The organism is Rhodococcus sp. KBW08, from assembly GCF_003852455.1.
Lineage (GTDB): Bacteria > Actinomycetota > Actinomycetes > Mycobacteriales > Mycobacteriaceae > Rhodococcus_F > Rhodococcus_F baikonurensis.
The window spans coordinates 151,296-177,732 of the sequence record NZ_QAJJ01000002.1 but is presented as its reverse complement, the minus strand read 5'-3'; the positions used below and the strand labels follow the sequence as shown (position 1 = coordinate 177,732).

General features: G+C 62.7%; 26 protein-coding genes. 12 read left to right on the top strand and 14 right to left on the bottom strand.

The features are described 5' to 3' along the window. Nucleotides 1-29 precede the first annotated feature (29 nt). The 3 genes from frr to DBV08_RS01155 are packed head-to-tail and all read left to right on the top strand — an operon-like array spanning nt 30 to nt 2,267. The gene (gene frr / locus DBV08_RS01165) at nt 30-587 is read left to right on the top strand and encodes a ribosome recycling factor (protein ID WP_003942777.1); all 558 of its coding nucleotides are present in this window, start codon (nt 30-32) and stop codon (nt 585-587) included. A 48-nt stretch (nt 588-635) separates the two neighbouring features. Next, nucleotides 636-1,532, top strand: a complete 897-nt coding sequence (locus DBV08_RS01160; protein ID WP_095970724.1) for a phosphatidate cytidylyltransferase — start codon at nt 636-638, stop codon at nt 1,530-1,532. Between the two features lie 6 nt (nt 1,533-1,538). Further along, nucleotides 1,539-2,267, top strand: coding sequence for a class I SAM-dependent methyltransferase (locus DBV08_RS01155; RefSeq protein WP_124566296.1), 729 nt, complete (start codon nt 1,539-1,541; stop codon nt 2,265-2,267). Nucleotides 2,268-2,347: 80 nt separating this feature from the next. Here DBV08_RS01155 and DBV08_RS01150 read toward each other — a convergent pair whose 3' ends face one another. Together DBV08_RS01150 and DBV08_RS01145 are read right to left on the bottom strand one after the other, a co-directional pair. Beyond that, nucleotides 2,348-3,190, bottom strand: coding sequence for a CoA ester lyase (locus DBV08_RS01150; protein WP_030244636.1), 843 nt, complete (start codon nt 3,188-3,190; stop codon nt 2,348-2,350). A gap of 95 nt (nt 3,191-3,285) precedes the next feature. Beyond that, complete coding sequence (locus DBV08_RS01145; protein WP_172436569.1) at nt 3,286-3,696, bottom strand: lipopolysaccharide assembly LapA domain-containing protein; 411 nt, start codon at nt 3,694-3,696, stop codon at nt 3,286-3,288. 102 nt (nt 3,697-3,798) lie between these two features. Here DBV08_RS01145 and rlmN point away from each other — a divergent pair, with 102 nt between their 5' ends. Continuing rightward, the gene (gene rlmN, locus DBV08_RS01140; protein ID WP_003942816.1) at nt 3,799-4,908 is read left to right on the top strand and encodes a 23S rRNA (adenine(2503)-C(2))-methyltransferase RlmN; all 1,110 of its coding nucleotides are present in this window, start codon (nt 3,799-3,801) and stop codon (nt 4,906-4,908) included. A 78-nt stretch (nt 4,909-4,986) separates the two neighbouring features. Here rlmN and DBV08_RS01135 read toward each other — a convergent pair whose 3' ends face one another. Beyond that, nucleotides 4,987-5,256: a DUF2631 domain-containing protein gene (locus DBV08_RS01135; protein ID WP_003942762.1), complete on the bottom strand. Its 270-nt coding sequence runs from the start codon at nt 5,254-5,256 to the stop codon at nt 4,987-4,989. A 120-nt stretch (nt 5,257-5,376) separates the two neighbouring features. Between DBV08_RS01135 and dxr the strand changes: the two genes are divergently transcribed. The 5 genes from dxr (at nt 5,377) to DBV08_RS01110 (ending at nt 11,830) form a co-directional block, all read left to right on the top strand. Further along, entirely contained in the window at nt 5,377-6,534 is a 1,158-nt protein-coding gene (gene dxr, locus DBV08_RS01130; protein WP_124566295.1) for a 1-deoxy-D-xylulose-5-phosphate reductoisomerase, read from the top strand. Between the two features lie 7 nt (nt 6,535-6,541). Further along, nucleotides 6,542-7,753 (top strand): RIP metalloprotease, encoded by a 1,212-nt coding sequence (locus DBV08_RS01125; RefSeq protein WP_124566294.1) that lies wholly within the window; start codon nt 6,542-6,544, stop codon nt 7,751-7,753. A gap of 87 nt (nt 7,754-7,840) precedes the next feature. Further along, nucleotides 7,841-8,998 (top strand): flavodoxin-dependent (E)-4-hydroxy-3-methylbut-2-enyl-diphosphate synthase, encoded by a 1,158-nt coding sequence (gene ispG / locus DBV08_RS01120; protein ID WP_095970762.1) that lies wholly within the window; start codon nt 7,841-7,843, stop codon nt 8,996-8,998. Nucleotides 8,999-9,109: 111 nt separating this feature from the next. Next, the gene (locus DBV08_RS01115) at nt 9,110-9,946 is read left to right on the top strand and encodes a GNAT family N-acetyltransferase (protein WP_095970716.1); all 837 of its coding nucleotides are present in this window, start codon (nt 9,110-9,112) and stop codon (nt 9,944-9,946) included. A gap of 69 nt (nt 9,947-10,015) precedes the next feature. Continuing rightward, the gene (locus DBV08_RS01110; protein WP_185564390.1) at nt 10,016-11,830 is read left to right on the top strand and encodes a penicillin-binding transpeptidase domain-containing protein; all 1,815 of its coding nucleotides are present in this window, start codon (nt 10,016-10,018) and stop codon (nt 11,828-11,830) included. A 4-nt stretch (nt 11,831-11,834) separates the two neighbouring features. On the opposite strand, the gene DBV08_RS01105 is transcribed toward DBV08_RS01110, so the two are convergent. Further along, the gene (locus DBV08_RS01105) at nt 11,835-12,644 is read right to left on the bottom strand and encodes a LuxR C-terminal-related transcriptional regulator (protein WP_166809803.1); all 810 of its coding nucleotides are present in this window, start codon (nt 12,642-12,644) and stop codon (nt 11,835-11,837) included. 178 nt (nt 12,645-12,822) lie between these two features. Between DBV08_RS01105 and DBV08_RS01100 the strand changes: the two genes are divergently transcribed. Further along, nucleotides 12,823-14,445 carry an AMP-binding protein gene (locus DBV08_RS01100; RefSeq protein ID WP_124566293.1) on the top strand — a complete coding sequence of 541 codons (1,623 nt, stop codon included), beginning with the start codon at nt 12,823-12,825 and terminating at the stop codon, nt 14,443-14,445. Between the two features lie 57 nt (nt 14,446-14,502). Here the strand turns inward: DBV08_RS01100 and DBV08_RS01095 are convergent, their stop codons facing one another. Genes DBV08_RS01095 through DBV08_RS01070 form a run of 6 tightly spaced genes read right to left on the bottom strand, consistent with a single transcriptional unit; the run spans nt 14,503 to nt 20,245 of the window. Next, nucleotides 14,503-15,288 (bottom strand): ABC transporter permease, encoded by a 786-nt coding sequence (locus DBV08_RS01095; protein WP_124566292.1) that lies wholly within the window; start codon nt 15,286-15,288, stop codon nt 14,503-14,505. After that, nucleotides 15,263-16,165, bottom strand: coding sequence for a 2-aminoethylphosphonate ABC transporter permease subunit (locus tag DBV08_RS01090; RefSeq protein ID WP_124566291.1), 903 nt, complete (start codon nt 16,163-16,165; stop codon nt 15,263-15,265). The genes DBV08_RS01095 and DBV08_RS01090 overlap by 26 nt, the downstream gene beginning before the upstream one ends. Next, nucleotides 16,162-17,337 carry an ABC transporter ATP-binding protein gene (locus DBV08_RS01085; protein ID WP_124566290.1) on the bottom strand — a complete coding sequence of 392 codons (1,176 nt, stop codon included), beginning with the start codon at nt 17,335-17,337 and terminating at the stop codon, nt 16,162-16,164. The genes DBV08_RS01090 and DBV08_RS01085 overlap by 4 nt, the downstream gene beginning before the upstream one ends. 2 nt (nt 17,338-17,339) lie before the next feature. After that, nucleotides 17,340-18,389 (bottom strand): 2-aminoethylphosphonate ABC transporter substrate-binding protein, encoded by a 1,050-nt coding sequence (locus DBV08_RS01080; protein ID WP_124566289.1) that lies wholly within the window; start codon nt 18,387-18,389, stop codon nt 17,340-17,342. A 25-nt stretch (nt 18,390-18,414) separates the two neighbouring features. Next, complete coding sequence (locus DBV08_RS01075; RefSeq protein ID WP_124566288.1) at nt 18,415-19,092, bottom strand: phosphonatase-like hydrolase; 678 nt, start codon at nt 19,090-19,092, stop codon at nt 18,415-18,417. A gap of 25 nt (nt 19,093-19,117) precedes the next feature. Next, nucleotides 19,118-20,245 (bottom strand): TIGR03364 family FAD-dependent oxidoreductase, encoded by a 1,128-nt coding sequence (locus DBV08_RS01070; protein WP_124566287.1) that lies wholly within the window; start codon nt 20,243-20,245, stop codon nt 19,118-19,120. Nucleotides 20,246-20,341: 96 nt separating this feature from the next. Here DBV08_RS01070 and DBV08_RS01065 point away from each other — a divergent pair, with 96 nt between their 5' ends. Next, entirely contained in the window at nt 20,342-21,085 is a 744-nt protein-coding gene (locus tag DBV08_RS01065) for a GntR family transcriptional regulator (protein ID WP_095970707.1), read from the top strand. 100 nt (nt 21,086-21,185) lie between these two features. Beyond that, entirely contained in the window at nt 21,186-22,037 is an 852-nt protein-coding gene (locus DBV08_RS01060; protein ID WP_124566286.1) for an SDR family oxidoreductase, read from the top strand. A 15-nt stretch (nt 22,038-22,052) separates the two neighbouring features. On the opposite strand, the gene DBV08_RS01055 is transcribed toward DBV08_RS01060, so the two are convergent. The 4 genes from DBV08_RS01055 to DBV08_RS01040 form a co-directional block, all read right to left on the bottom strand. Continuing rightward, nucleotides 22,053-23,180 carry an NAD(P)/FAD-dependent oxidoreductase gene (locus tag DBV08_RS01055; RefSeq protein ID WP_124566285.1) on the bottom strand — a complete coding sequence of 376 codons (1,128 nt, stop codon included), beginning with the start codon at nt 23,178-23,180 and terminating at the stop codon, nt 22,053-22,055. A 9-nt stretch (nt 23,181-23,189) separates the two neighbouring features. After that, complete coding sequence (locus DBV08_RS01050) at nt 23,190-23,876, bottom strand: TetR/AcrR family transcriptional regulator C-terminal domain-containing protein (RefSeq protein ID WP_124566284.1); 687 nt, start codon at nt 23,874-23,876, stop codon at nt 23,190-23,192. 304 nt (nt 23,877-24,180) lie between these two features. Continuing rightward, nucleotides 24,181-25,341, bottom strand: coding sequence for a serine hydrolase (locus DBV08_RS01045; protein ID WP_124566283.1), 1,161 nt, complete (start codon nt 25,339-25,341; stop codon nt 24,181-24,183). A 126-nt stretch (nt 25,342-25,467) separates the two neighbouring features. Continuing rightward, nucleotides 25,468-26,358 (bottom strand): hypothetical protein, encoded by an 891-nt coding sequence (locus DBV08_RS01040; protein WP_260395227.1) that lies wholly within the window; start codon nt 26,356-26,358, stop codon nt 25,468-25,470. Nucleotides 26,359-26,437: the final 79 nt, after the last annotated feature.

Sequence of the window (26,437 nt, the reverse complement as noted above, 5' to 3'; positions counted from 1 at the left end):
ATGATGCAGAACAACATGGAGGAACAGCCGTGATCGATGAAGCGCTCTTCGAGGCAGAAGAGAAGATGGAAAAGGCTGTCACGGTAGCCAAGGACGATCTCGGCTCGGTTCGCACCGGACGCGCGAACCCCGGTATGTTCTCGCGCATCGTGATCGACTACTACGGTTCGATCACGCCGATCACGCAGCTCGCGAGCATCAATGTTCCCGAGGCCCGCATGGTCATCGTCAAGCCGTACGAGGCTTCGCAGCTCAACGCGATCGAGACGGCGATCCGCAACTCGGATCTCGGTGTGAACCCGTCCAACGACGGCAGCATCATCCGCATCTCGGTTCCGCAGCTCACTGAAGAGCGTCGTCGTGAACTGGTGAAGCAGGCCAAGTCCAAGGGCGAGGATTCGAAGGTCACGCTGCGTAACATCCGCCGTAAGGCGATGGACGAGCTCGGCCGGATCCAGAAGGACGGTGAAGCCGGCGAGGACGAGGTCGGTCGCGCAGAGAAAGAACTCGACAAGACCACGGCGAAGTACGTGCACACGGTCGAGGAACTCGTCAAGCACAAGGAAGCAGAGTTGATGGAGGTATAGCCTCCTCGTTTGCAGTGTTTGTCGTCGGGAGTAGATCAGGGAGTTTGGGTGCACGCACAAGAGGGAACCGCCGGTGGTCCCGTCACGGACGGGCCTACGGGCGGCGCTGAGGGCGCGCAACCGCCGAAGTCGAAGGCGGGCAGGAACCTACCTGCCGCCATCGGCGTCGGAGCCGGTCTCGGCGCCCTGGTCATCGGCACTTTGATCTTCCTGCCCCCGGGGTGGATCGCCGTCGTCGCGGTTGCGATGTTCATCGCGACGTGGGAGGTCACCACGCGACTCCGAGAAGCCGACATCGAGGTGCCGCGAATTCCGCTGCTCGTCGGCGGACAAGCCACGATCTGGCTCGGCTGGCCGTGGGGACCTGTCGGGGTGCTCAGCGGATTCACCGCGACCGTCCTGGTGTGCATGGTGTGGCGGTTGTTCGACCACGGGCTCAAGGCAACCCCGAAGAACTTCCTGAGAGACACCTCCATCACGGTGTTCGTTCTGGCATGGATCCCGCTGTTGGCGTCCTTCGGTGCGTTGATGGTGCTCGAAGACGACGGCCCGGGTCGCGTCTTCGTCCTGATGATCGGTGTCGTGTGCTCCGACATCGGTGGTTACGCGGCCGGCGTCCTGTTCGGAAAGCATCCGATGGTTCCGGCGGTCAGCCCGAAGAAGTCATGGGAAGGATTCGTCGGGTCCCTCATTTTCTGTGTCATCGGCAGCTTGTTGTCGGTGACGTTGATCCTCGACGCGAACTCGATGATCGGCGTCCTGCTCGGTGTCGTCCTGGTGGTAGTCGCGACGGTCGGCGACCTGATCGAATCGCAGATCAAGCGTGAACTCGGCATCAAGGACATGGGAACCCTGCTTCCCGGACACGGCGGAATCATGGATCGCCTGGATTCGCTCCTGCCGTCGGCATTTGTGACCTGGCTGATTCTGTACGCACTCGTCTGATTTCTCGTGCGTGATTTCTTCTCCGGCCGTTCCAAGCCGATCCCCAGTCCGAACATCTGGCATTGGCCGGACGTCTACGAGGTCGAGAACCGCGCGCAGGACGTCGACGGGTCTATCTGGGCCGCGATGCGAGCCCAGATCGACTGGTCCGGACGTGACGTCGTCGACGTCGGCTGTGGGGCAGGGTTTCATCTACCGGAGTTCGCTCGTACCGCGCGTCGTGTCGTCGGAGTGGAGCCGCACGCACCGCTGGTGAAGGCCGCGCGGGAACGAACCCGCGATTCGGCGTCGATCGACATAGTCCATGGCTCGGCAGAGTCCACAGGTCTGGTCGATGCTTCAGTCGACCTCGTCCACGCCCGAACGGCGTATTTCTTCGGCAAAGGCTGCGGTCCGGGAATTCGTGAGGCCATGCGCATCCTGAGGCCTGGGGGAGCCCTGCTCATCGTGGACCTCGATGTGAGCGCCGGTCCGTACGGAGAGTGGATGAGGGCGGATCTGCCCAAATACGATCCCGCGGCAGTCGAAGCCTTCTTCGACGCTCAGGGATTCTCGCTCACCCGTGTCGAGGCCCGTTGGGAGTTCGAGAATCGAGACGATTTACGGCGAGTACTCGGTATCGAATTCACCGAGAAGACCGCCGAGCGTGCATTCGCACAAGTGACGGGTCTGGCCTTTTCGGTGGGGTACCGGATCCACGTCCGATACAAACCACGCTCACTCGAACTTGCGTGAAGCAAGGCTTGAAAAGACGAACGTCAGGCGCTCCGACTTGAGCGCCTGACGTTTTCTGGACCGATTCAGTTCGAAAAAAATCAGTGATCGGTGGGGATGTGGAACAGGGTGGCGAGCTTGTGGATCTTCTTCGCCTTGGCGAGCTTGGGCAGGTCACTGCCATCGCGTACGCGTGAGCCGTCTTCGCCGAGATCGTCGATGACGTTCTGAGCCCAGATGGCGTCGGCAACGGACGGGCTCAGGCCCGCGTTGACGGGGGCGGTCTGTGCGGTGGTCATGCAGAGCTTGCCTGCCATCCCGAGTGACAACGTGATCGCACAGTCTCGGGCGAGCAGATCCAGATCGGGGCCGAGTGTGGGGCCGTCGATCGGCGGAGCGATGCGTGCCGCGCGGCTGGCGATGGTGAGCCGCGAACGCGGGTACGACATCGAGGTGGGCGAGTCGTCCATCCCGGTGTCGCGCCGGAAGTCGCCACTGCCGAATGCCAGACGGAAGATTCCGTCGGTGCGTGCGATCTCGGGGGCAGCTTCGAGTCCCACAGCGGATTCGACGAGGGCAAGAATCTTGGTGCCCTCGGGTAGTCGCTCGGCAGTGGCGTCGGCCTGCTGTCCGCTTTCGGTCTTTGCGAGCATGACACCCTCGAGTCCGGGGAGGCCCGCGAGTGCGGCGAGATCCTCTTCCCAGAACGGTGTCGTGGCGTCGTTGATCCGAACCCAGGCGTGATTGTGCTCGCTCAGAAATGCGGCGACATCCCGGCGGGCGGCCGGTTTGTTGGGTGCGGTGACGGCATCCTCGAGGTCGAGAATGACGGCGTCGGCCGCACTCGCGAGGGCGGCGTCGAAGGTGTCCGGTTTGGACGCGGGGACGAGGAGCCAGGATCTTGCCTGCTGCGGGGCAATTCGCGAGGTCACAGGTCTCTCCATGTGAGTAGTCACATCAGGGCCTTTCCGGTGATTTCCACGACATCAATGATGCCTGGTAGCCCATCGATCGACCCAATTGCGTAACTAGATTTCAGTCACATTTGCCGCTTCGCTGCGCGCCGGATCTGAATGATGCGAACGCCGCCGGCCAATGCCATGATCAGCGCGCCCGCGATAGCGGAAAGCAGGATCGTGATTCCGAGCGGAAAGTCGATCTGCCAGGCCAGGATCTTGACGGAGACGCTCTCGAGATTCTGCAGGATGAACACCAGCAGCAAGATCAGCACGATTGCGCCTATGACCAGGCCAACCCAGGTTGTCGCAGCTCTGGTTCGGTCGGTGACCGCCGTTCCGGTCGGCGTAGGTTCCGGCGCCGGCGTCGGCTCGGGATCGTGTTTTTCGACGGCCTTGTCCTCGCCCACCTTCGGAAGTTCCGGGTCGGGACCGAAACCGTCGGCGGGGCCGTACACGGGGGAGTTCGACGGATCCTCTGGTGTGGTTGACATGACATGATCATCACGCAACCTGCGCGAAGTTGCACGGGTAATCCGGCCACAATCGGGTGGCAGTGGGGTAGCACCCCAAAACAATGGGACAATGGTGTAACTATGGCTGCCTCTCTTCCCCTCGTTTTCACTGCACCCAAGCGCGGAATGCCTCCACGGCACCTCGCCGATCTCGATTCCGCCGAGCGCAAAGAAGCGGTGAAAGAGCTCGGCCTGCCGGCTTTCCGGGCCGATCAGCTGGCGCGTCAGTACTACGCGCGGCTCGAAGCCGATCCGGAGAAGATGACCGATCTCCCCGCATCGGTGCGCGAGAAGGTGGGGGAGTCGCTCTTCCCGACTCTGTTGACGCCGATCAAGCATCTCGCGTGCGATTCGGGCGACACTCGCAAAACCCTGTGGAAGGCGCATGACGGAACGCTGCTCGAAAGCGTCCTGATGCGCTATCCCGATCGGGCGACACTCTGCATCTCGAGTCAGGCAGGCTGTGGAATGGCCTGCCCGTTCTGCGCGACGGGTCAGGGCGGCCTCGACCGCAACCTCTCGACTGCCGAGATCGTGGATCAGGTACGCGAGGCAGCGGCCGCCATGCGCGACGGTGAAGTTGCCGGCGGCCCCGGCCGCTTGTCGAACGTCGTGTTCATGGGCATGGGTGAGCCCTTGGCGAACTACAAGCGCGTAGTGGCAGCGGTACGACGCATCACGTCACCTGCACCGGACGGACTGGGACTGTCTCAGCGATCCGTGACCGTCTCGACCGTCGGGCTTGCCCCGGCGATCCGCAAGCTCGCTGACGAAGGCCTGAGCGTCACGTTGGCGGTGTCGCTGCACACGCCGGACGACGAACTGCGCGACACCCTTGTCCCGGTCAACAATCGCTGGTCAGTGTCGGAGGTACTTCAGGCTGCCCGGTACTACGCGGACAAGACCGGTCGCCGTGTCTCCATCGAGTACGCGATGATCAAGAACGTCAACGATCAGCCGTGGCGCGCGGACATGCTGGGCAAGAAGCTGAAGAAGGCGCTCGGCGGTTTGGTGCACGTCAACTTGATTCCGCTCAACCCGACTCCGGGCAGCGAGTGGGACGCGAGCCCCAAGGACGTCGAGCGTGAGTTCGTGCGTCGGGTCATCGCTCAGGGAGTCTCGTGCACGGTGCGCGATACGCGCGGTCAGGAAATCGCCGCAGCCTGTGGTCAGTTGGCCGCGGAGAACTGAAACGCTCCAGGCCTGAAACACGTAAAGAGAAGGCCTCCACGAACTTTCGTTCGTGGAGGCCTTCTCTATGTCAGGTCTCTAGCGCGGGCGGCGACGAATGACGATGTCGCGGACCAGAATGAAGATCATCAATCCGGCGGTGCCGATGAGCCACAGATCCTCGACCTTGCCGTGATGGTTTCCGATCATCATCAGAAGCAGGAATATTGCGAAGAACCATCCGAGGAAACGGAAAAACTTGAGTCCTTCACCACTCCACCCCCATGCGGCAGAGGGAACCTCGGCCTCATCGACGTGCGAGACCACGACGGGGGCGCTGGACTTGACGTCCAACTGGGTATCGGCCACGGTCGATCCTCCTGCTCATTCGGTTGCACTACTGCCCAATATGGTGACATACGACTGCCTGTCGTACGTAGTTGGGCGTCGATAAGGTTGTTCTCAGGTGTTATCAGGAACAATGGGCGAGTGCAGGAAACCACACGTACCCGCGTCCTCCTCCTCGGCAGTACCGGTTCGATCGGTACCCAAGCGCTGGAGGTCATCGCCGCCAACCCCGATCGTTTCGAAGTAGTGGGACTCGCGGCGGGTGGCAACAATGTCGAGTTGTTGGCCGAACAGATTCGCGCAACAGGCGTCACCGACGTCGCCGTTGCCGATCCTGCGGCGGCATCGGCGCTGGAATCGGTCACCGCCCGTTCGGGACCGAGCGCCGTGACGGAACTGGTTCGGGACAGTGGTGCCGACGTTGTCCTCAATGCGCTCGTCGGTTCGTTGGGACTCGAGCCGACGCTGGCTGCTTTGAACTCGGGGGCGCGTCTGGCGCTGGCGAACAAGGAATCGCTTGTGGCGGGCGGAGCGCTGGTGACCAAGGCTGCCGCGCCCGGTCAGATCGTGCCGGTCGACTCCGAGCATTCCGCGCTGGCTCAGTGCCTCCGTGGCGGATCGGCCGGCGAGGTGGCTCGCTTGGTCCTCACCGCTTCGGGTGGGCCATTCCGCGGCTGGAGTGCCGAGGATCTCGAAAGTGTGAACCCGGCACAGGCAAAAGCGCACCCCACCTGGTCGATGGGACCCATGAACACTCTCAACTCGGCAACCCTGGTCAACAAGGGCCTCGAGTTGATCGAGACGAACTTGCTGTTCGGGATCGACTACGACCGGATCGACGTCACCGTCCATCCTCAGTCGATCGTGCATTCCATGGTGACCTTCTTCGACGGATCGACGCTGGCACAGGCAAGCCCGCCGGACATGAAGCTGCCGATCGCGCTCGCTCTCGGCTGGCCGGACCGTATCGAAGGCGCGGCGTCGGCATGCGACTTCACCACCGCCTCCACCTGGGAATTCGAGCCGCTCGATTCGTCTGTGTTCCCCGCCGTCGATCTGGCGCGAAGCGCGGGCAAATCCGGAGGTTGCTTCACCGCGATCTACAACGCGGCCAACGAAGTGGCAGCCCAGGCATTCCTCGACGGTGTCATTTCCTTCCCGGCAATCGTCCGCACGGTGGCCGCTGTTCTCGACGATGCAGGTCAATGGTCCGCGGAACCGGTTACCGTGGACGACGTTCTGGCCGCAGACGGCTGGGCACGCACACGAGCGCGTCAGCTCGTGAAGCAGGAGGGCTAGAGCTTTCATGGTTTTTGCACTGGGCGTAGTGCTGTTTGCCCTCGGCATCGGCGTGTCCATCGCCCTGCACGAAGCCGGCCACATGTGGACGGCCAAGGCTTTGGGAATGAAGGTTCGCCGCTACTACATCGGCTTCGGACCGAAGATCTTCTCGTTCCGTCGAGGTGAGACCGAGTACGGACTCAAGGCGCTGCCGCTCGGTGGATTCTGCGACATCGCCGGCATGACGGCCCTCGACGAGATGACGCCCGAAGAAGAGCCGCACGCGATGTACAAGAAGGCGGCGTGGAAGCGCGTCGTCGTCATGTCCGGCGGTATCGCGATGAACTTCATTCTCGGGTTCCTCCTGATCTACGCGTTGCTCCTCGGTTGGGGTCGAACTGAGCCCGCTCAGCCAGTGGTCCAAGAGGTCACGTGTGTAGCCCCCGATCAGCTGGGCCAGGACGGCAACTTCGAGCTGACAGAGTGCTCGGGTGGAGGCCCCGCAGGAGATGCGGGCCTGAAATCGGGGGATCGGATCACCGCAGTCGATGGAAAGTCGACGAGCACCTTCCCCGAGGTGGCAGCTGCTATTCGAGGTGTGAATGGCCCGATCGTGTTGTCGGTTGATCGCGACGGAGAGGCGTTGTCGATCACGGTCGTCCCCGAACGAGTCCAGCGATATGTGAACTCGGCCAGTGGCGTTCCCGTGAAGCAGGAAGTATCCGCTGTCGGAATCGGTGGTCCGGGCTCGGCGTTGGTCGAGTACAACGCGCTCACTGCTGTTCCGGCAGCCTTCGACTACACCGGACAGATCATGGTCGACTCGGTGAAGGCGCTGGCTGACATTCCGTCGAAGGTGGGGGCTCTGTGGGAGTCGGTCACCGGCGGTGAGCGGGCTCAGGACACACCGATCAGTGTGGTCGGTGCCAGCGTGATCGGCGGCGAGGCCGCTGATCGAGCCGAGTGGCCGATGTTCGTCGGATTGCTCGCGTCGATCAACTTCTTCCTCGGAGTTTTCAACATCCTGCCGCTGTTGCCGCTCGACGGCGGGCACATCGCGGTCGTCTTCTACGAGAAGATCCGCGATTGGTTCCGCGCACGCCGCGGCCTGATTCCGGGCGGCCCGGTCGACTACACGAGACTCCTTCCGATTACTTACGTATTCATCGTGATCGGTGGCGCGTTCATGTTGCTGACACTCACGGCTGACATCGTCAATCCGATCAAGATCTTCTGACCGTGTGAGAAGGGCGACGGTTGCCGCGCGGTAGTGCGGCGATCGCCCGGCTAAACTTGCAGTGAAGCTATGAAAGAAGGCACAGACGTGACCATCCCTATCGGACTGGGAATGCCCTCGGCACCCGCAGCGATTCTTGCTCCTCGACGCAAGACACGGCAGCTGCAGGTCGGCACGGTAGGTGTGGGCAGCGATTTCCCCATCTCGGTGCAGTCGATGTGCACCACGAAGACGCATGACGTCAACGCAACGCTCCAGCAGATCGCCGAACTGACCGCGTCCGGTTGCGACATCGTCCGTGTCGCCTGCCCGCGTCAGGAAGACGCGGACGCGTTGTCGATCATTGCGAAGAAGAGCCAGATCCCGGTTATCGCGGATATCCACTTCCAGCCGCGCTACATTTTCGCGGCAATCGAGGCGGGATGCGCTGCGGTGCGCGTCAATCCGGGCAACATCAAGGAATTCGACGGCCGCGTCAAAGAGGTTGCCAAGGCTGCCGGTGACGCGGGCATTCCGATCCGCATCGGTGTCAATGCGGGATCGCTCGATCCTCGGTTGATGGAGAAGTACGGCAAGGCGACGCCCGAAGCGTTGGTCGAGTCCGCGCTGTGGGAAGCCGGGCTGTTCGAAGAGCATGGCTTCGGTGACATCAAAATCTCGGTCAAGCACAACGATCCGGTGATCATGGTCGAGGCTTACCGCCAACTCGCTGCCAAGTGCGATTACCCGCTGCACCTCGGCGTCACCGAGGCGGGCCCTGCGTTTCAGGGCACGATCAAGTCCGCGGTCGCCTTCGGTGCGCTGCTCGCGGAGGGTATCGGCGACACCATCCGCGTATCGCTCTCTGCCCCGCCGGCCGAGGAAATCAAGGTCGGTAACCAGATTCTGCAGTCGCTGAACCTGCGTCCGCGCAAGCTCGAGATCGTGTCGTGCCCCTCGTGCGGCCGTGCACAGGTCGACGTCTACACACTGGCCGACGAGGTCTCTGCCGGCCTCGAGGGTATGGAGATTCCGCTTCGCGTGGCAGTCATGGGCTGCGTCGTGAACGGGCCGGGTGAAGCGCGTGAGGCGGACCTCGGAGTGGCGTCCGGCAACGGCAAGGGCCAGATCTTCGTCAAGGGCAAGGTCATCAAGACGGTGCCCGAGGCTCAGATCGTCGAGACGCTGATCGAAGAGGCGATGAAAATTGCCGAAAGCATGGAGGGTGACGCTTCGGAGGGTGCACCGGTCGTCACCGTGAGTTGAGTGATTGCCGGATGAATCTTCCCCGTCGGTGTCAGGTTCGTGGCAATCTGAGTGCATCATGATCGGGTAGTGATATTCGTGGACGCGCAGTCGAGTCGAGGGGGTTGACGGATGCTCAAACTCCTCGGAGCCAAGCAGGTCGGAAGTCGAGATCTCGAGGACGTCCGGGCGGTACTCGACGCCGATCCGGTGGCGGCCTGCATGATTGCCGCGCGTGTCGAAGAATGCGGCGTCGATCCGCGAATGATTCACGGCGAGCTGTGGAGTCGAGGCGGGCCGTTGTCTTCCCTGTGCTTTGCCGGGGCGAATTTGGTTCCGCTGCGGGGCGAGCCGGATGACATTCGGGCATTCGCTGACCGTGCTTGCCGGATTCCGCGTATGTGCTCGTCGGTAGTCGGACGCGCCGAGTTGGCGTTGCCGCTATGGGAGATGCTCGAGCTCGATTGGGGAACTGCGCGGGAGGTCCGCCCCGAACAACCTTTGCTCGCGGTATCCGAGCCGTTGGCGTGTCCGTCCGATCCGCTGGTCCGGCAGGTTCGTTCGGACGAACTCGAGATCTATCTTCCTGCCGCGATCGCAATGTTCATCGAAGAGGTCGGCGTCGATCCACGTGCCAACGACGGTGGGCGCGGGTACCGACATCGTGTCGCAAGCCTGATCGCCGCCGGGCGAGCGTGGGCGCATATCGATGACGGTCAGGTCGTGTTCAAGGCCGAGGTCGGTTCGATGTCTGCGCGCTGTGGCCAGATTCAGGGTGTGTGGGTCAATCCCGAGTTTCGGGGACAAGGCTTCGGCGTGACCGGTACAGCGGCTGTAGCGGAGTCGATCATGGCGACCGGTCGCATTGCGAGCCTGTACGTCAACAGCTTCAATACGATTGCGCGGTCGACCTATTCGCGCGTGGGGTTCCGGCAGGTCGCGACCTTTTCGACGGTGCTGCTCGACTGAGCGTCCAAGTTGCAGGCAATGGTCGCGCCTACGCTGGGTGGAGCATTTGTCGCCCTACTATGGGGCTCGATGAACACTCGGCATTTCTCTCGTAGTCGCTCGGCCCAACTGTTGGCCTCCTGCACCGTGATTTTCATGGCGGTGGGGATCAGTTCGTGTACTCCGAAACCCGCCGGTCCCGAGCCCGTCGCGCAGCAGTTCCTGAGTGCGTTCGGTGACAGGGACATCGACGAGGCAGCGAAACTGACGGACCGGCCTGATTCCGCGGGTCCTGTATTGAGCGACACCTGGGATGCGCTCCAGGCGGAGTCGATGACTGCCGAGACCACCTCGGTGAAGATGAACGGTGATACCGCGACGGTCGGCTACACCTACGAGTGGCACCTTCCGAAAGACCGCGTCTGGACGTACGACGGCGAGCTGCAGATGGGACGCAAGGACGGCGACTGGTCCGTCCGGTGGAGTTCGACGGACGTTCATCCGCGCCTCGGTGACAAGCAGACGATGTCGTTGCGGGCAACCGCGGCGCCGCGAGCGCGGGTCAACGAACATTCGGGGACCGATGTCCTGGTGCCGGGAATCGTCTACCGAGTGAAGTTCGATCGCTCCAAGAGCAACGACATCATCGGTTCCGCAAACAGTCTCGCAAGTGTTCTCGGGCGGTTCGATTCGTCGCTGACGGGTCAGTCGATCGCCGAATCCTCGACGGCCGTCAAGGGCGACTATCTGGTGACCCGGCTGCGCAGTGACGACTACGACCAGGTTTCGGCGCAACTGGGAGCCATCTCGGGAGTATCTGTCTCGGACGAATCGGATCTCGTCTCGACGGACCCGGAGTTCGCGCCTGACCTACTCGGGCAGATCAAGAAGACGATCATCGACGAGGTTGACGGTAAAGCCGGCTGGAGTGTCGTCACGGTCAACCAGAACGGCGTCGACACCGACGTGCTGACCGAGACTGCGCCGCAACCTGTTCCGTCGTTCAGTATCAGTCTGGACCGTAACATCCAGATCGCTGCGCAGCGCGCGGTGAACGTGAACAAGGACCAGGCGATGATGGTGGTCATCGAACCGTCGAGTGGGGCCATTCTGGCCGTTGCACAGAACAAGGCGGCGGACCGTGACGGACCGGTCGCGACGATGGGTCAGTACCCACCGGGTTCGACGTTCAAGATCATCACGGCGGGTGCGGCGATTTCGACCGGTCAGGCGACCCCCGACACGATGGTGCCGTGCCCGGGCCGGATCGAGATCGGTGAGCGCAGCGTTCCCAACTACAACGAGTTCTCACTCGGCACGGTGCCGATGGCAACGGCCTTCGCGCGTTCGTGCAATACGTCCTTCGCCAAGCTGGCCAGCGAGATGCAACCGGACACGTTGACCACTGCCGCAGCGCAGTTCGGTATCGGCCAGGACTACAACGTGGTGGGATTGCCGATCGATTCGGGTTCGGTGCCGCCGGCGTCGGATCTGGTCCAGCGCACCGAAGACGGGTTCGGTCAAGGCAAGGTCGTGGTCAGTCCGTTCGGAATGGCGATGGCAGCCGCGACGGTCGCGAACGGGTCGACTCCGGTGCCGCAACTGATTTCGGGGCGCGAAACCATCATCGACGGCGAGCGCCCGGCGATCACGCCCGCCATGGTCGACGGTCTGCGCGGAATGATGCGACTCGTGGTCACCAGCGGTACTGCCGAACGCGTCGAAGATCAGGGTGAGGTGTACGGCAAGACCGGTGAAGCCGAGGTCGAAGGGGGATCGCATGCGTGGTTCGTCGGCTATCGAGGCAACCTTGCCTTCGCGACTCTGGTTGTGCGGGGCGGAAGTTCGGACAACGCCGTCGCAGTCACCCGCGACATGCTCACCGCCTTGCCGGAAGGCTACTGACTCGTCAGGGGAGCAGTCCCAACCTGCGGGCGGTCACCACAGCTTCGTGGCGTGAGCTCGCGTCCAGCTTGCCCATCGCGCTACGCAGGTAGCTCTTCACGGTCTCCGGGCGGAGGGAAAGCCTTTGGCCGGCTTCGATGTTGGTGCAGCCGAGTGCGACTTGCGAGAGAACATCCACTTCACGTGGGGTGAGCGTGACGTCGGATTCGGCGTCGACGGTAGGCCGCAGCAGGTTGGCCAACCGCTGGGAGAGTCCGCGGAGTTTGGTCTGTAAGTCGGTGTCTGTGACGGTCTGGGCGACACTGCGTAGTTCGGCGTGGACTCCGCGGATCTCTTCCGAAGACATACCGTCGGCGGTGGTCGCGGCGGCGGCCTGCAGTAGTTGCAGGCGACGGTCGACTTCGTCGCGGATGGCGAACTCCATCCCGAGGCGCCGGGATGCGTTGACCATGACGTCTGCTGTGCGGTCACCCAACGGAGCGGAATCACGGATCGCGGCGTAGAGGACGGCGCGCGATTTGCCGGACACCATGACCGGAACGGCGATGATCGAATGCAGGCCCTCGCTGAGAACAGGCCGGTCGAAGTGATGAGTGATGGACTGCGAATTGCCGTAATCGTTGACGGTGATCGGTGAACCCTGGGCGACGACGCGTCCGCCCATGCCCGAGCGCGGCGGGATGGCCAAGCCCTTGAGGTTGTTGGTGCGGGTGCCGACGAATTCGCTCAGGTGCAGGGTTCCGTCCTGGACCTCGCCTCCGAACAGCACGGGAACAACGCCCTGAGCTGCAATTGTTCGGAGTTCACCTCGCATTGCGTCCCCGTCGCGGGGACGCAGAAGTGACGAAGCATGTCGGTTCACGCAGGTACCCCTTTCTGGGGGTAGTGAAGTTCTCTTGTGAGCTAGATCATAGGGGGTGAACAGTACGTATGACGAGCCGCCAACGTAACCGGTCGGGCCAACCATACGACGATCGATAAGGAGCAAGTTGATGAGCACCGATCCCACCGCACGGGTGCGCGAGCTGCTGGACCAGTACGACACCCCGCATGCCAGCGCCGCAGAATTGCTCTGCGATCGGCACCCCGCGGATGGCGTTGCATTCACCGTCGTCGAGGCAGACCTTAGCTCGGTGGACCTCACTTACGGTCATCTACGTGAGCAGTCCGCGCGTTTCGCGGCAGCTCTGGCCGACCTCGGAGTCGAGCCGGGTGACAACGTCGCGACGTTGATGGGCAAGTCTGCGGACCTCGTGGTCGCGCTCCTCGGAATCTGGCGCCGCGGCGCGGTCCACGTGCCGTTGTTCACGGCGTTCGCCTCGCCGGCCATCGCCTTCCGCTTGACGGCCAGCGGCGCGAAGGTGGTCATTTCCGACGCCAATCAGCTCGACAAGCTCGCGCCGGGTGAGGACATTCCCGCCGACGCAGCGTGGCAGGTCGTCGTCGCGGGCGGTGCGGCCGGTGACGAGTTGGACTTCGACGCACTTGTCGCAGCTCAGGATGCCGAAAACCCGAAGGGCGCTGCTCAGGCAGTCGGCGGCAACGCACCGATGGTGCAGTTGTTCACCAGTGGCACCACGGGAACACCCAAGGGCGTTCCCGTTCCGGTGCGCGCGCTCGCGTCGTTCCACGCCTACCAGGAGTTCGGCCTCGACGTCCGCGACGACGACGTGTTCTGGAACGCCGCAGACCCGGGCTGGGCGTACGGGCTGTACTACGCCTTGCTCGGCCCGCTTGCCGCCGGCACGCGAAGCATTCTGCTGCACGCCGGCTTCTCCGCGCCTCTGACGTGGCAGATCATCGAGAAGTTCGGTGTCACCAATTTTGCCGCCGCTCCGACCGTGTACCGCAGTCTGCGCGCCGACAAGGCACCCGTTCCGGAAGGCATCTCGCTGCGCCGTGCGTCCTCGGCCGGTGAGCCCCTGACCCCGGATGTTGTTGCGTGGTCCAAGAACTCGTTGGGCGTCGAGGTCCGTGATCATTACGGCCAGACCGAGCACGGCATGTTCATCGTCAACGCCTGGGCTGACGGTCTCCGCGAAGACGTACGCCCGGGATCGATGGGTCGTCCGTTGCCGGGTTGGTCTGCCGCTGTGCTGGAAGACAATTCGGATGACATCGCGCCGGCTCGCACTCAGGGGCGCGTTGCGATCGATACTCACAACAGCCCGTTGATGTGGTTTACCGGGTACGTCGATGCGCCGGAGAAGACGAAGCAGCGATTCAGCGAAGACGGTCGCTGGTACATCACCGGTGACGCCGGAATGACGGACGAGGACGGATTCTTCTTCTTCTCCTCGCGCGACGACGACGTCATCATCATGGCGGGCTACCGCATCGGCCCCTTCGACGTCGAGAGCGTGCTGGTCATGCACGAACACGTCATCGAGGCCGCCGTCGTGGGTATGCCCGACGAGTTGCGCGGCGAGGTCCTCGAGGCGTTCGTCGTTCTCCGCGAAGGCGTCGACGGCGACGACGAACTCGAGAAGGAACTGCAAACCCTGGTGAAGAAGAAGTTTGCCGCGCACGCGTACCCGCGCACCGTGCATTTTGTTCCGAACCTGCCCAAGACCCCGAGCGGCAAGGTTCAGCGGTACATCTTGCGGAAGGGATAAACCCCCTGCTGTGCGCCTTTATTAACCCCCGGCGGTTAATAAAGGCGCACAGCAAGGTCAGCGCCGCCGGATTCTGCCGACCACCATGAGGGCGACCAGGGTGACTGCAAGCAGCAGTGTCGTATTTGCTGCGGCGAGAAATACCTGGCCGCGGTCGGTGAGTCCGAAGATGCTGACCGGCAAGGTCTTCCAGGTCGCCGGATAGACCATCACGGTAGCGCCCAGCTCGCCCATCGACAGTGCGATGGAAAGCCCGGCGGCCGCACCCAACGCTGGGAACAGCAGCGGTAGCGTCACCCGCGTCAGGACCCGCACGGGCCCGGCGCCGAGTGATTCGGCAGCTTGACGGTAGGCGGGATCGAGCCGTTCGAGCGCGGCCGATACGGAACTGAAGGCGAAGGCAAGCACCAAAACCGTGTGAGCGAGAATCACGATCCACTTGGTACCGCCGAGCAGCAGTGGGCGCTCGTTGAAGGTGATCAGCAACCCCAAACCGATCGCGACCGAGGGAACTGCAATCGGCAGGTGGAACACGGCGTCGGTGATGCGCCGCAGCCACATCGGCGCCTCACGAGCAGCCAGCGCCGCCCAGGTTCCGACGATCAGAGCTAGCGCGCCCGAGATGAACGCAGTCTGCAAGCTGACGGTCAGGCTGGCGAAGTTCTCGTCGGACAGCGCCGTGGAGAAGTTCTTTCCACCGAGATTCGACGGAAGTGGCCCGGTCCACGATCCGGCCAAGGCAGCCGCGACGACGGTGGCGATCGGCGCGACGAAGACAACCGTGACGACGAGGGCGAAGAATCCGAGTACGAGAGTCCTAGAGCTTCGGGTCCACAGCAGCACGGCTGCCTCCCATCAATCTGTTGAAGGTGAATCGGTAGAGGCAATACAAGCCGAGCGAGAGTGCGACTTGAACCGTCGCGATCACTGCCGCTCCCGGCAAGTCGAAGGTGACGATGCCACGGGTGTAGATGAGGACCGGAAGGGTTACGACGTCTTTTGCTCCGGTGAAGAGCACGATGCCGAATTCGTTGAGCGTCATCAGAAGGACGAGTGAGCCACCGGCCAGCAGGGCCGGCCACGCTTCCGGCATCACCACCTGTCGCAGAACTCGGACAGGAGACGCGCCGAGACTGGCTGCAACGTCGAGCTGTTCACGCGGAATCTGGGTGAACGCGGCCAGTAGCGGTCGGACGACAAACGGCGTGAAGAAGGTGATCTCGGCCGCGATGACTCCGAACGGCGTGTTGAGGAAATTGAGCGGACCGCTCGCGTCGCCGGTGATGCGAATGATCAACGCGTTGACGGCGCCGGCCGTGCCGTAGAGAAACGTGAACGCCAGCGTGATCAGGAACGACGGCAGGGCGAGCACGGTGTCGATCAATCGGCCAACCACCTTGGATCCGGCAAACGGAACGAAGGCAAGCACCAAGGCGAGGAAGGTGCCCAGCACCAGGCAGCCCAGCGTCGACGCCACAGCGATTTGGATGGTCCGCCAGAGTGCGGTTCGGAACAGTTCCGAACCGAGTACGGAGGACCACGTGGACAACCCGGTGCCGCTCTCGGTGCTCACCGATTCCGTGAGGACACGCGCGGTGGGATAGACGGCAAACACGAGGACAAGAAGCAGGGGCGGTAGGGCCCACCCGATCCGGCGCAACGGGATCGGGTCTCTGTGCTGGGGCACAGCGGTTTCGGGGCGTTCCAAGGTGGTCGTCATGGGTGGCGATCCGCGGGAACCAGAACGCTGCCGTCCGTGGGCAAGACGACGCCCACTTCTGTGTCGACCGGTCGCTCGTCGTGCCCTGGAACATCTGCGTCGACGCGGACGTCGTCGAGACCATGGACAGCCAGTGTCAGACGCGTCGTGGAACCGCGCCAGACGCTCGAGACGATATGTGCTGGGAATGATCCTCGCGCACCGACGCCGGTTACGCCCACCGCATGTGGACGAACACACAGGTAGGCGTCCATGTCGGACTCCCATTCGATGTGCCCGATCTCGGGCTGCGGGGCGTGAGCAGTGAACGGCGTGCCACCGATCGAGACCAGTGCGGAGGTGCCGATGACGCGTGTGACGGTGCAGGGCAGCAGGTTGGCACCCCCGAGGAAGGCCGCGGTGAAGCTGGACGGTGGACGCTTCCACAAGGCCTCGGCGGTGTCGATGTCCGCGAGTCTGGCGTTGCGCATCACTGCGATTCGGTCTGCGAGCGCCAGGGCTTCACTCTGATCGTGCGTCACGTAGAGCATGGCGGTGTCAGGTAGTGCTGCGCGCAGTCTCGCCAGTTCGCCGAGCATGCTCTCGCGAAGTTGAGCATCCAGGGCGGCCAACGGTTCGTCGAGGAGGAGTACTCCAGGGCGAATCGCCAATGCTCGGGCAATGGCGATTCGCTGCTGTTGACCGCCGGAAAGTTCACGGGGAAGGCGCTTTCCGTACGCCGACATCCCGACCATGTCGAGGGCTTCGGCTACGCGAGGGCCGATCTCCGACCGCGGCACGCGATGGGCTCGGAGTCCGAAGGCTACGTTTTCGGAAACTCGCATGTGCGGGAAGAGGGCGTACGACTGAACGACGACGCCGATACCGCGCTGTGCGGGAGGCAGATTGGTGATGTCTCGGGTGCCGAGCTTGACGGAACCGGACGTGGGGCGGACAAATCCCGCGAGGGCCTTCAGCGCGGTCGACTTCCCGGATCCACTGGGCCCCAGCAGTGCCACAGTTTCACCCGGTGCCACTCGCAGATTGAAATCGACGAGGGCATGGGTTGCGGTCTTTCCACGGCCGTAGGCGACGTTGACGCGATCGAAAGTGATTGCCGGAGCGGAATGTTCGATCGCTCCGTGAACACCGACGGTCTCGGGGAGCGTCCGCCCCAGTCTGGTTCTTGCCATGATCAGCTCCCGGTGGCTTTCTGGTAAGCGGCGATGTCGGCGTCGAGCGAGCTGAGGACGTCGTTCCAGTTCGGGGTCCAGACGTCGACGCCCTGCAGAACTCCGGAAGGCGTGTTCTTGTCGCTGGATTCACCGGCGTTGCTTCGGACGTCCTCGCGGACCGATACGCCGAGTGCATCGGTGGCGACGGTCTTCTGGGACTCTTCGGAGAGCAGGAACTCCATCAACTTCTTGGCTTGTTCGCTGCTGGGTGCGCTCTTGGCGAGGCCCATCACGTAGGGCAGTGCGATGGTGGTGCGAGTGCCGTCGGCTCCAGCGGGGAAGAAGATGTCGAACTTCGATCCGTCGTCGGCGATGGACGCGAGGTTCATCTGGACGTCACCGTTGGCGACCAGCAGCTCGCCGTTGCTGACCTTGGGCTGGAGCTTTCCGGTGGAGGACGAGGGTCCGACGTTGTTGGCCTGGAGCTTTCCGAGGTAGTCGAGGGCGCCTTCCTTGCCCATCAGATGCTGGAGCAGCAACAACACCGCGGTACCGTCGCCGGCCTGCCCGGGCGTGGAGTACTGCAACTTGCCCTTGAACTGATCGGTGAGCAGGTCGTCCCAAGATTGTGGGGCGGGTGATGCAGTTGGATTGGCGATGAACGAGAGGTAATTCTCGACGACGGGTACGTACTTGCCGGCGTCGTCCTTCTCGTCGGCAGGAACGGCGGAGGTGTCGATTCCGCTGGGCTCGAGCAGACCTTGCGCGTCGGCCTTCTGGATGAACGGCGGCAGCGTGATGATCACGTCTGCCTGTGGGTTGGACTGCTCCTTCTCGACGCGGGAGACAACCTCGCCGGATCCAGCTTCGACCAGGTTGACGGCGATACCGGTCTGCGCGGTGAAGGCGTCGAATCTTCCCTTGTACCAGCCGGACAGGCCGTCGGCGCTGTAGACGGTGACGGTCTCGGTATCTGATCCGGCGGCAGTGCCGGTGCCACCGCAGGCGGTGGTGAACGAAAGGACGGACACGGCGAGAGCGGCCGCAGCGATGCTCGGGCGTAGACGCATGACGATTCCTTTTTCGGAGGTGAGATCAGGAGTGGGTGAGGAGTTCGGCGAACTCCGTCACGGACGGGACGATGTGGGTGGCACCGGCTTCGCGAAGTTGCTGTTCGTCGTGAGCGCCGGTCAGAGTGCCGGCAACGATCGATGCGCCGGAGCGAATGCCGCTGAGCACGTCGTTGGACGTGTCGCCGAGTACGGCGATCTGGTGGACGTCGTCGATCGAAAGTTTGAGCAGGGCAGTCAGAACCAGGTCCGGGTACGGTCGACCGCGACCGGCCTCGGCGGGGGAGAGGGTGAGATCGGCGAGGGATTCCCAGCCGAGCGCGACGAGGAGTTTGTCCTGCGTCGATCGGCTGAACCCGGTGGTCAAGGCAACTTTGATGCCGGCCTCGCGCAAAGTGGTGATGGCTTTCTCGGCGCCGGGGATCGGCTCGGCCAGGCCCTGGTCGATGAGGGAATCGTAAGTGGTTTCGAAGGCGGCGTTCGCGGCTTGGGCGCGGGATTCGTCCCCGAAGATCGCCCGGAACACGACGATCTTCGACTGGCCCATCGTGTCGAGGACGTATTGGCGAGCGGCGTCGGCTTCGGTGCCTTGGGCAGGCAATCCGCCGGCTTCGGCAGCGGCGGCGAACGCGCGAAGCACCAGTCCGTCGTCGGCGACGGTGGTGCCGGCCATGTCGAGAACGGCAAGGGTGATGGGAGACATGAGAAGTCTTTCTTGTCGGAAGGATTCAGAGACCGAGCTGGTCGGCGGTGTGTTCCGCCAGTGCCGGGCCGAGCGTCATGCCGCGGCCACCGGGACCGGCAACCACCCAGACGTTGTCGGCGGCTTGTGCGCGGTGAACAAGTTGTGAGGGGTCGAGGCACTGGCTGTAGACGCCCGCCCATCGCTTGACGATGGGCGGAAGATCGCGTCCCAGAAGTGTTTCCACGACTCCGGACAGATGGCGATAGGGCGCCTCGTCGACGTCGAAGTCGAAGGGCTCCTCGTATTCGTGGGTGTCGCCGATGGTCAGGCCGCCGTGCAAGCGCTGCACGCACAGGAGCTGCATGCGGTGCTCCTCGGCCGTCGGTTCCTGCGGCTGCACCGTGCGAAGGTGATCGAGGGCAGATCCGGCGAAACCGGGGTAGTAGCGGAAGCTGTCACCGTCCGCGATTGCGGTGGTGAGCTTTTCGCCGAGTGGGGCTGTCTGCATCATCTGCAGGCGCACACGTCGCAACGGGAGATCGCCGGCGAGATCGCGGGCCAATCCGCCGAGTGTTGCTCCGGGGCAGACGATCACGAGATCGGCGTCGAAGTTGCGACCGTGGTCGTCGCGGATGTGTACGCCGGAGGTGTTCGTCGTGATCTCGCGGGCTTCCGTTCCGGCGTGGAAGGTGTAACGGCCGGTGGATTCGAGGTAAGAACGGATGGCGGGGAGCGCTTGCCGTGACTCGACAGCGGCGTCCAGGGTGCAGTGCAGTCCGCCGAGAAACTTGCCCCGGAGCGCGGGGTTGACGACGCGAACGGCGTCGGGATCGAGAAGTGCGAACCCTCGGTTGTCGGCGTCCGGCCGAGCGAATGCTTCCTGCGCGACCGCGACCTCCTCCTCGGTGCGCATGAGGGTGATGGAGCCGGCCGGGCGGTATCCGACGCCGGGGACACGGGCGGCTAGGTTCGCCCACAGCTCGCGCGAACGCAGCGCGGCTTCCAGTTCGTTGGGAGCTCGCCCGGATACCCAGACCAATCCGAAGTTCCGTACCGTTGCACCGCGGGCTTCGGGCTCGCGTTCGAGATGGATGACATCGTGTCCCCGGCGGATTGCCTCGTCGGCGTGCGCCGTTCCGAGGATTCCTCCGCCCACAATCAAAATTCGCATGTAGAGATAGTGACGTTTGGTCTAGACCAATAGGGGGAATCGAGACGAACTCCAGGTTAACAATTGGTATAGACCGAATTCTTGTACGCTTGCGCCATGAATCAGCAGACGTCCACCGGGCCGGGGACCTCGAGCGTCGTGATCGAACCCGAGTTGAAGTACTACCGGGTGCGCACCGAGATCGAGACCATTCTCAGCGGGCTCGACGAGGGTGATTCCGTCCCGTCGGAGCGGGAACTGGCGGCGCGGTTCACCGTCGCTCGCGAGACGGTCCGTCAAGCGCTTCGTGATCTTCTCGTCGAAGGACGGATCGAGCGGCGGGGTCGGGGCACCGTCGTAGCGAGTCCGAAGTTGGTTCAGCCGCTGTCGATTCGTTCCTATACCGAAGGCGCCCTGAGTGCTGGGCGAGTGCCCAGTCGTAAGGTTGTGACCTTCGAACGAATGTCAGCCGACGACGGTCTCGCGACGGAGTTGGGTATCGAGTTGGGCGACAGCGTGGTTCATCTCGAGCGTGTCCTCTTCGCCGACGGCGAGAAGATCGGGCTCGAATCAACCTTCTTGCCGGACAGCAGGTTCGGTGAGATGCTCGACGCCTTCGACGCGACGACGTCCCTGTACGCGGCCATCCGCTCCATCGGCGTGGTCTTCGCCTCTGCTACCGAACGGATCGAGACGGTGCTCGCGTCACCGCGCGAGGCAACACTCGTCGAGTCCACCACCTCGATGCCGATGCTTCTGCTGCACCGGACGTCCGTCGATCCGGAGGGTGTGCCGATCGAGCGCGTTCGTTCGCTCTACCGTGGTGACCGTATTGCCTTCTTGACGACTCTTCGCGAGTAGGGGGCGTTGAGGGGGTCTGCTGTTACCCGGAACGACAGGCACTCCCAGGGTCGTGGAATCTGTTCTGTACTGGACTCCGTCAAACGAGAGGACAGTGAACATGGCTGAAAAGAAGGTCTGGTTCGTTACCGGCGCAGGCCGGGGCATGGGAGTCGACATTGCGCAAGCGGCTCTTGCTGCCGGGCATGCGGTGGTGGCAACGGGGCGTGACGCGGACCGTGTTTCTGCAGCGATCGGTGAGCATGACGACCTGTTGGTGATTGCCTTGGACATCACCGACGAACAAGCCGCATATGCTGCGGTGGACACGGCAGTTGCACGATTCGGTGGAATCGATGTGCTGGTGAACAACGCCGGAAACTTCTACGCCGGGTTCTTCGAGGTTGTCAGTCCGGCCCAACTTCGCGCTCAGATGGAGACCAACTTTTTCGGGCCGATCAATGTGACACGGGCGGTGCTGCCGGTGATGCGTAGGCAACGGAGTGGGCATGTCGTGACTGTCAGTTCGCTTGCGGGCCTGGTTGGTCAGGAGTTTTGCGCAGCCTACGCCGCGTCGAAATTTGCGCTGGAGGGCTGGATGGAATCATTGCGATTCGACGTCGAACCGTACGGAATCGGGACGACGATCGTGGAGCCGGGATTCTTCCGGACCGAGCTGCTTGTCGAGGGTGCGTCGTCGATCTGGCCGGAATTGTCGATAGACGACTACGACGCTCGGACTGGAGAGACCGTCGAAGCGTGGAAGAGTATGAACGGTGCCCAGGGTGGGGATCCGGTGAAACTTGCCGCGGCACTTGTGGCACTTGTCGATTCGCCGTTACCCCCACGTCGTTGGGTCGCCGGCGCCGATGCAGTGTCCGTGGTCGAACAGAAAGCCCGCCAACTGCTGGAGCAAGTCGAAGCCCACCGTGGTTTGTCTTCGTCGCTTGCCCACGAGGACGTGACGACCTGATCCGAATTCGTCAGGTCAGGGGTGTGAGGTGAACATGTCCAGGAGCCCCTGGGGTGCGTTCTCGCCGAAGCACATGTCCAGTCCATCAGCCGACTGTTGTGCAGACGCGGCGCTGCGCGGGAACAGTCGCTCTTCGTAGGCAGCAAGTCCTTCTTCCGTGCCGCTGTGTGACGCGATCGCCTCGCCGAGTTCGGCGCCGTCGAGCATTGCCAGGTTCGCGCCTTCTCCGGCAAACGGCGACATGACGTGCGCTGCGTCCCCGAGCAATGTGACGCCTGGAGTACGGCTCCAACTGTGCCCGATGGGAAGGGCATGGATGGGGCGAGGAGTCAGCGTGCTGTCCGCTTCGGCGATCAGTGAACGCAGCGACTCGTCCCAGTCCGAGAAGTGTTCCAGCAGAATCTTCTTCGCGATGTGATCGTCGGAGAAGTCGACACTCGCCGTCCAGTTCTCGGGAACTCGCAGGGCGGCATAGATGTGCAGACTGTTGTCGGTCTCACGGTGGGCAAGGAAGCCTTTGTCGGCGCTGAGCGCGAACATCATTCCGCCACCGATTGTTTCGGCGGCATTCGCGTGTTGGTTGTCGGCGTCGTGAAGGTCGAACTCAACGAAAGATATTCCGGTATAGGCGGGAGTGGCGTTCGAAACCAGTGGGCGAATTTTCGACCACGCGCCGTCGGCGCCGATCAGGAGATCGGTGGTGAAGTGGGTGCCATCGGCGAGGTGTACCTCGTGTCGACCGTCCGGCAACGGATGTGCACTGCGGACCTTGGCTCCCCAGTGGATTGTTTCTTGTGGAAGTGAGTTGAGCAGTAGGTCGCGCAGCTGGCCTCGGTCGATTTCCGGGCGGTCACCGTCTCCGGTGTCCTGCTCGCTCAGGTGCACGACGGCATTTCGATCGAGGACGCGTGTCTCTTCACCGCCTTGATGAACGAGGGCGCGGAACTCGTCGTACAGGCCGGCGGCACTAAGCGCGATCTGGCCCGAGTCTTCGTGGATGTCGAGCATGCCACCTTGGGTCCGCGCTGTTGGTCCGGATTCGAGATCGAATACCGCCGAATCGATTCCGTGGAGATGGAGGACTCGGGCGAGGGTGAGGCCGCCGAGGCCGGCACCGATGATTGCGATGGGATAGTGATTCATGGTGGATTCCTAAGAAGTGAGTGGGGTGTTCTCGATGCCCGTGATGAGCGTGCGAAATCCCCAGGACAGACGTGCGGTGGGTTCACCGGCGAGTAGTGCTGTTGCATGGCCTGCGACGAGGGGGTGCGTCTGCGGGTTTGCGTTCTGGATTGCGTCGGTCAACGCGCTCCATTGGGCATCCGAGTCGGCGGAATTGTTCGGCGCCGAGTGTTCGGCAGCTGTGGACGTCGCATACTGCAGCAGCAAGTCCACGCCCCACGCTGCTTGACCCGAAGGGACTTCGCCTTCGTCGAGTAATGCCAGCAGCCGCTCGAGCAGGCGTACGTAGTGAACTCCGCTGGGCCGGGAAACGAGTGCCGACTGGGCGAGACCGGGATGATCGAACAGCACGGCCGTGTAGGAGGTCAAGACCTGTTCGAGGCGGGCTTGCCAAGTGCCGGAAGAATTTTCGGCGAGATCCACGGCTCCGAGTAGTTCGTCGAGAACCGCGGCATGCAGCTCGACAGTATTGCGCACGTACACGTACAGCGATGCCGGGCCGGTGTCGAGTTCGAGGGCGAGTCGACGCATCGTCAACTTCTGCAACCCCTCCGACCGCAAGATTTGCACCGCGGTACCGACGATGCCCTCGCGTGTCAGAGCGGGTTTGGCCGCACGATTGCGACGGCTCGACGGACCTGTTGGCTGAGTGGGCATGACTTCACCGTACACGAACATGTTCGTAACGAACATGTTCGTTGGGTCACGCACTGAACATCCAGCGCTATACAGAGCTGTATCGAGCGTGGCGGGCTACATGCCCGTGCCGCCGGAAAGCATCGCGATCGTCAGTAGGATGCCGCCGACGATCCCCGCGAGCGGGCTGTCGCTGTTGAGTAGCCAGTCGTTCAAGGATCCCATGTCTGCCTCTTCCGGGTTCGATCTGTCGATGGATGAGCCTATCGACTGACCGAACCCGAAATGTCACTTTCGTCCGAATTGTGGATCCGACCCGAGGTGATCAGCCGTAGACGTTGTCGGGGCTGATCAACTTGGTGATCGGTACCATCAACGCGCTGGTCAGATCAGTCTCGCCGTCGATGTCGGTGTTGATGAAGACGACCAGGGTGGTGTCCTTCTCGGGCAAGTAGACCGAGACTGTCTTGTAGCCGGGCAGGCTTCCGTTGTGACCGATCCAGCCACCGCTGTTGAACAATCCGAGTCCGTAGCCGGAGCTGTCGTCCCCTTCGCTCAAGTTCACGGTTTGCAGGCGCTGCTTCTGAGTGTCGTCGGTGAGGAGATCGCCCTTGGCCAGCGCCGGAACCCAGATGCGCATGTCGTCCAACGACGAGATCATTGCACCCGCGGCGCCGCCCCACGACGGATTCCAGTCCGTCGCCGCGGTCACGGATTCGTCGAGCGTTTGGTTGGTGTACCCCTGTGCGTGTGGTGTCGGGAACGCGTTGGTCATGGGAAAGCTGGTGTGCTCCATCCCGAGTGGTGTCGCGACCTTGGTGTCGATGACGTCCGACAGTTTTGAGCCGGAGACCTTTTCGATCACCATTCCCAGCAGAACAGTGTTGGTGTTCGAGTAGTCGACGGTGGTCCCTGGTCGAAGTTGGAGTGGGAGGTCCTTGACGTATCCGACGAGTTCCTCTGGTGTGAAAGCTCGGCGAGGATCCGAAAGATATTCCATCACAAACTGTTCAGACGTCGTGTAGTCCACGAGGCCGCTGCGCATCCCTGCCAGGTGACGCAAGCTGATCGCATCACCTTCCATGACGCCGTCGACGTACTGGGAGATCGGATCATCGAGACCGATCTTTCCCTCGTCGACCAATTGCAGCAGGGCGGTCACGGTAAATGTCTTGGTGACGCTACCGATTCGATGGTAGAAGTCGGTTTCCATCGGTGCTTTCGTTGCAGTATCGGCGACGCCCGCAACCTTCACATAGTTGCCGTCGGGTCCCCAAATGCCCACCATCGCACCGGGAATCCCGGTCGAATTCACCGCCGCGTCGATGATCGAGTCGAGCTGGTCGGTGATGGCAGAGTCCATGACCTTGTCAGAGGTGGATGTGGGATTGTCTGTGGATTTGTCCGTGCTGCAGCTGATTACAGCGCCGGCAATGATGGCGCTGCACAGGCCGACAAGCATGATGCGTCTTGCTCGGGTTTTCATGAGTCGAACTCTGCCTGTCCGAGGGCACTCACACATCGACCCCGGGTACGGCAGACGCAGTCCCCAGGTACCTCCTCAACCGGTACCGGGGGACTACGGAACCCTGGCCTGAACCCTTGACTTGGGTCAGAGCCCGCCGTCGAAGAACGCCGCCAGCGCCGGTGCCGGGTCTGCCGCGGTGCCCATATTTGCCACGCAGACAACGATCAATCCCAGCGTGAACAGTGCAGTGAGAATGCCTATCGACCCCGACACGAATCTCGTCCGTCGCTCGGATCGTGCCGTTCTCGCGAAGCGTACCCACACGACCACAGTCACGGCCAGTGATATTGCTGCCGCGATCAGCGCGATCACCGCCATGGCCAAGTGATACCGCGCGAAGTCGCTGATCATCAGTTCGAGGGCCGGACTTTGCTGATTTCCGGTGGCCGTCGACTGAGCGAGCTGTTGTCGGACCTGCCCGACAGTGTCGCCAAGTGCCCCATCCGTCTGGGCCACGGGCAACATCGAGATCAGCGAAGAGAAGGGTGCAACGACACCTTGGACGTTTGCCATCACGAGTACCGACGAGAACAGTGCGAGGAGTGTGACCAGTCCACCGGCCGAGACGAATGCGAGTTTCTTTCCAGCCGTGAGAGGGCCGGCGTTCACGAACGACATCCAGAGCGCGCGGCCGAGTGAGAGCAGGACGGTCAACAGGATTACCGCAATCACTGCCTTGGCCATGTGGTACCGCTGCCAGTAGTCGACAGCGGACTGCAAACCGGGCGTGAAGCTCTCAACGCCCGAGTTCCAATACTCGACGAAATTTGCTCGGACCGTCTCGACGAGCGCCCCCTGGTTTGCATAGCCCTCGCCGGGACGTGTTGTCAGCATGGCCGGGGCGAGAACGAAGGCTGCGGAGAAGACGGCGGCGGCAGCGATCAGCGCGGCGATCTTGCGGCCGGAGGACAGTATCGGCCGAGATGGCCCCGACGCGGTATGCAGCGGGATTCCTCCAGCGTGATGCGCGGTCATCTGGTCACCGTCCACAAAGTCATGTCACCGAGTGTAGAAATCCGCGCTACGGACTTCATCGTTCGAGAGGATGATATTT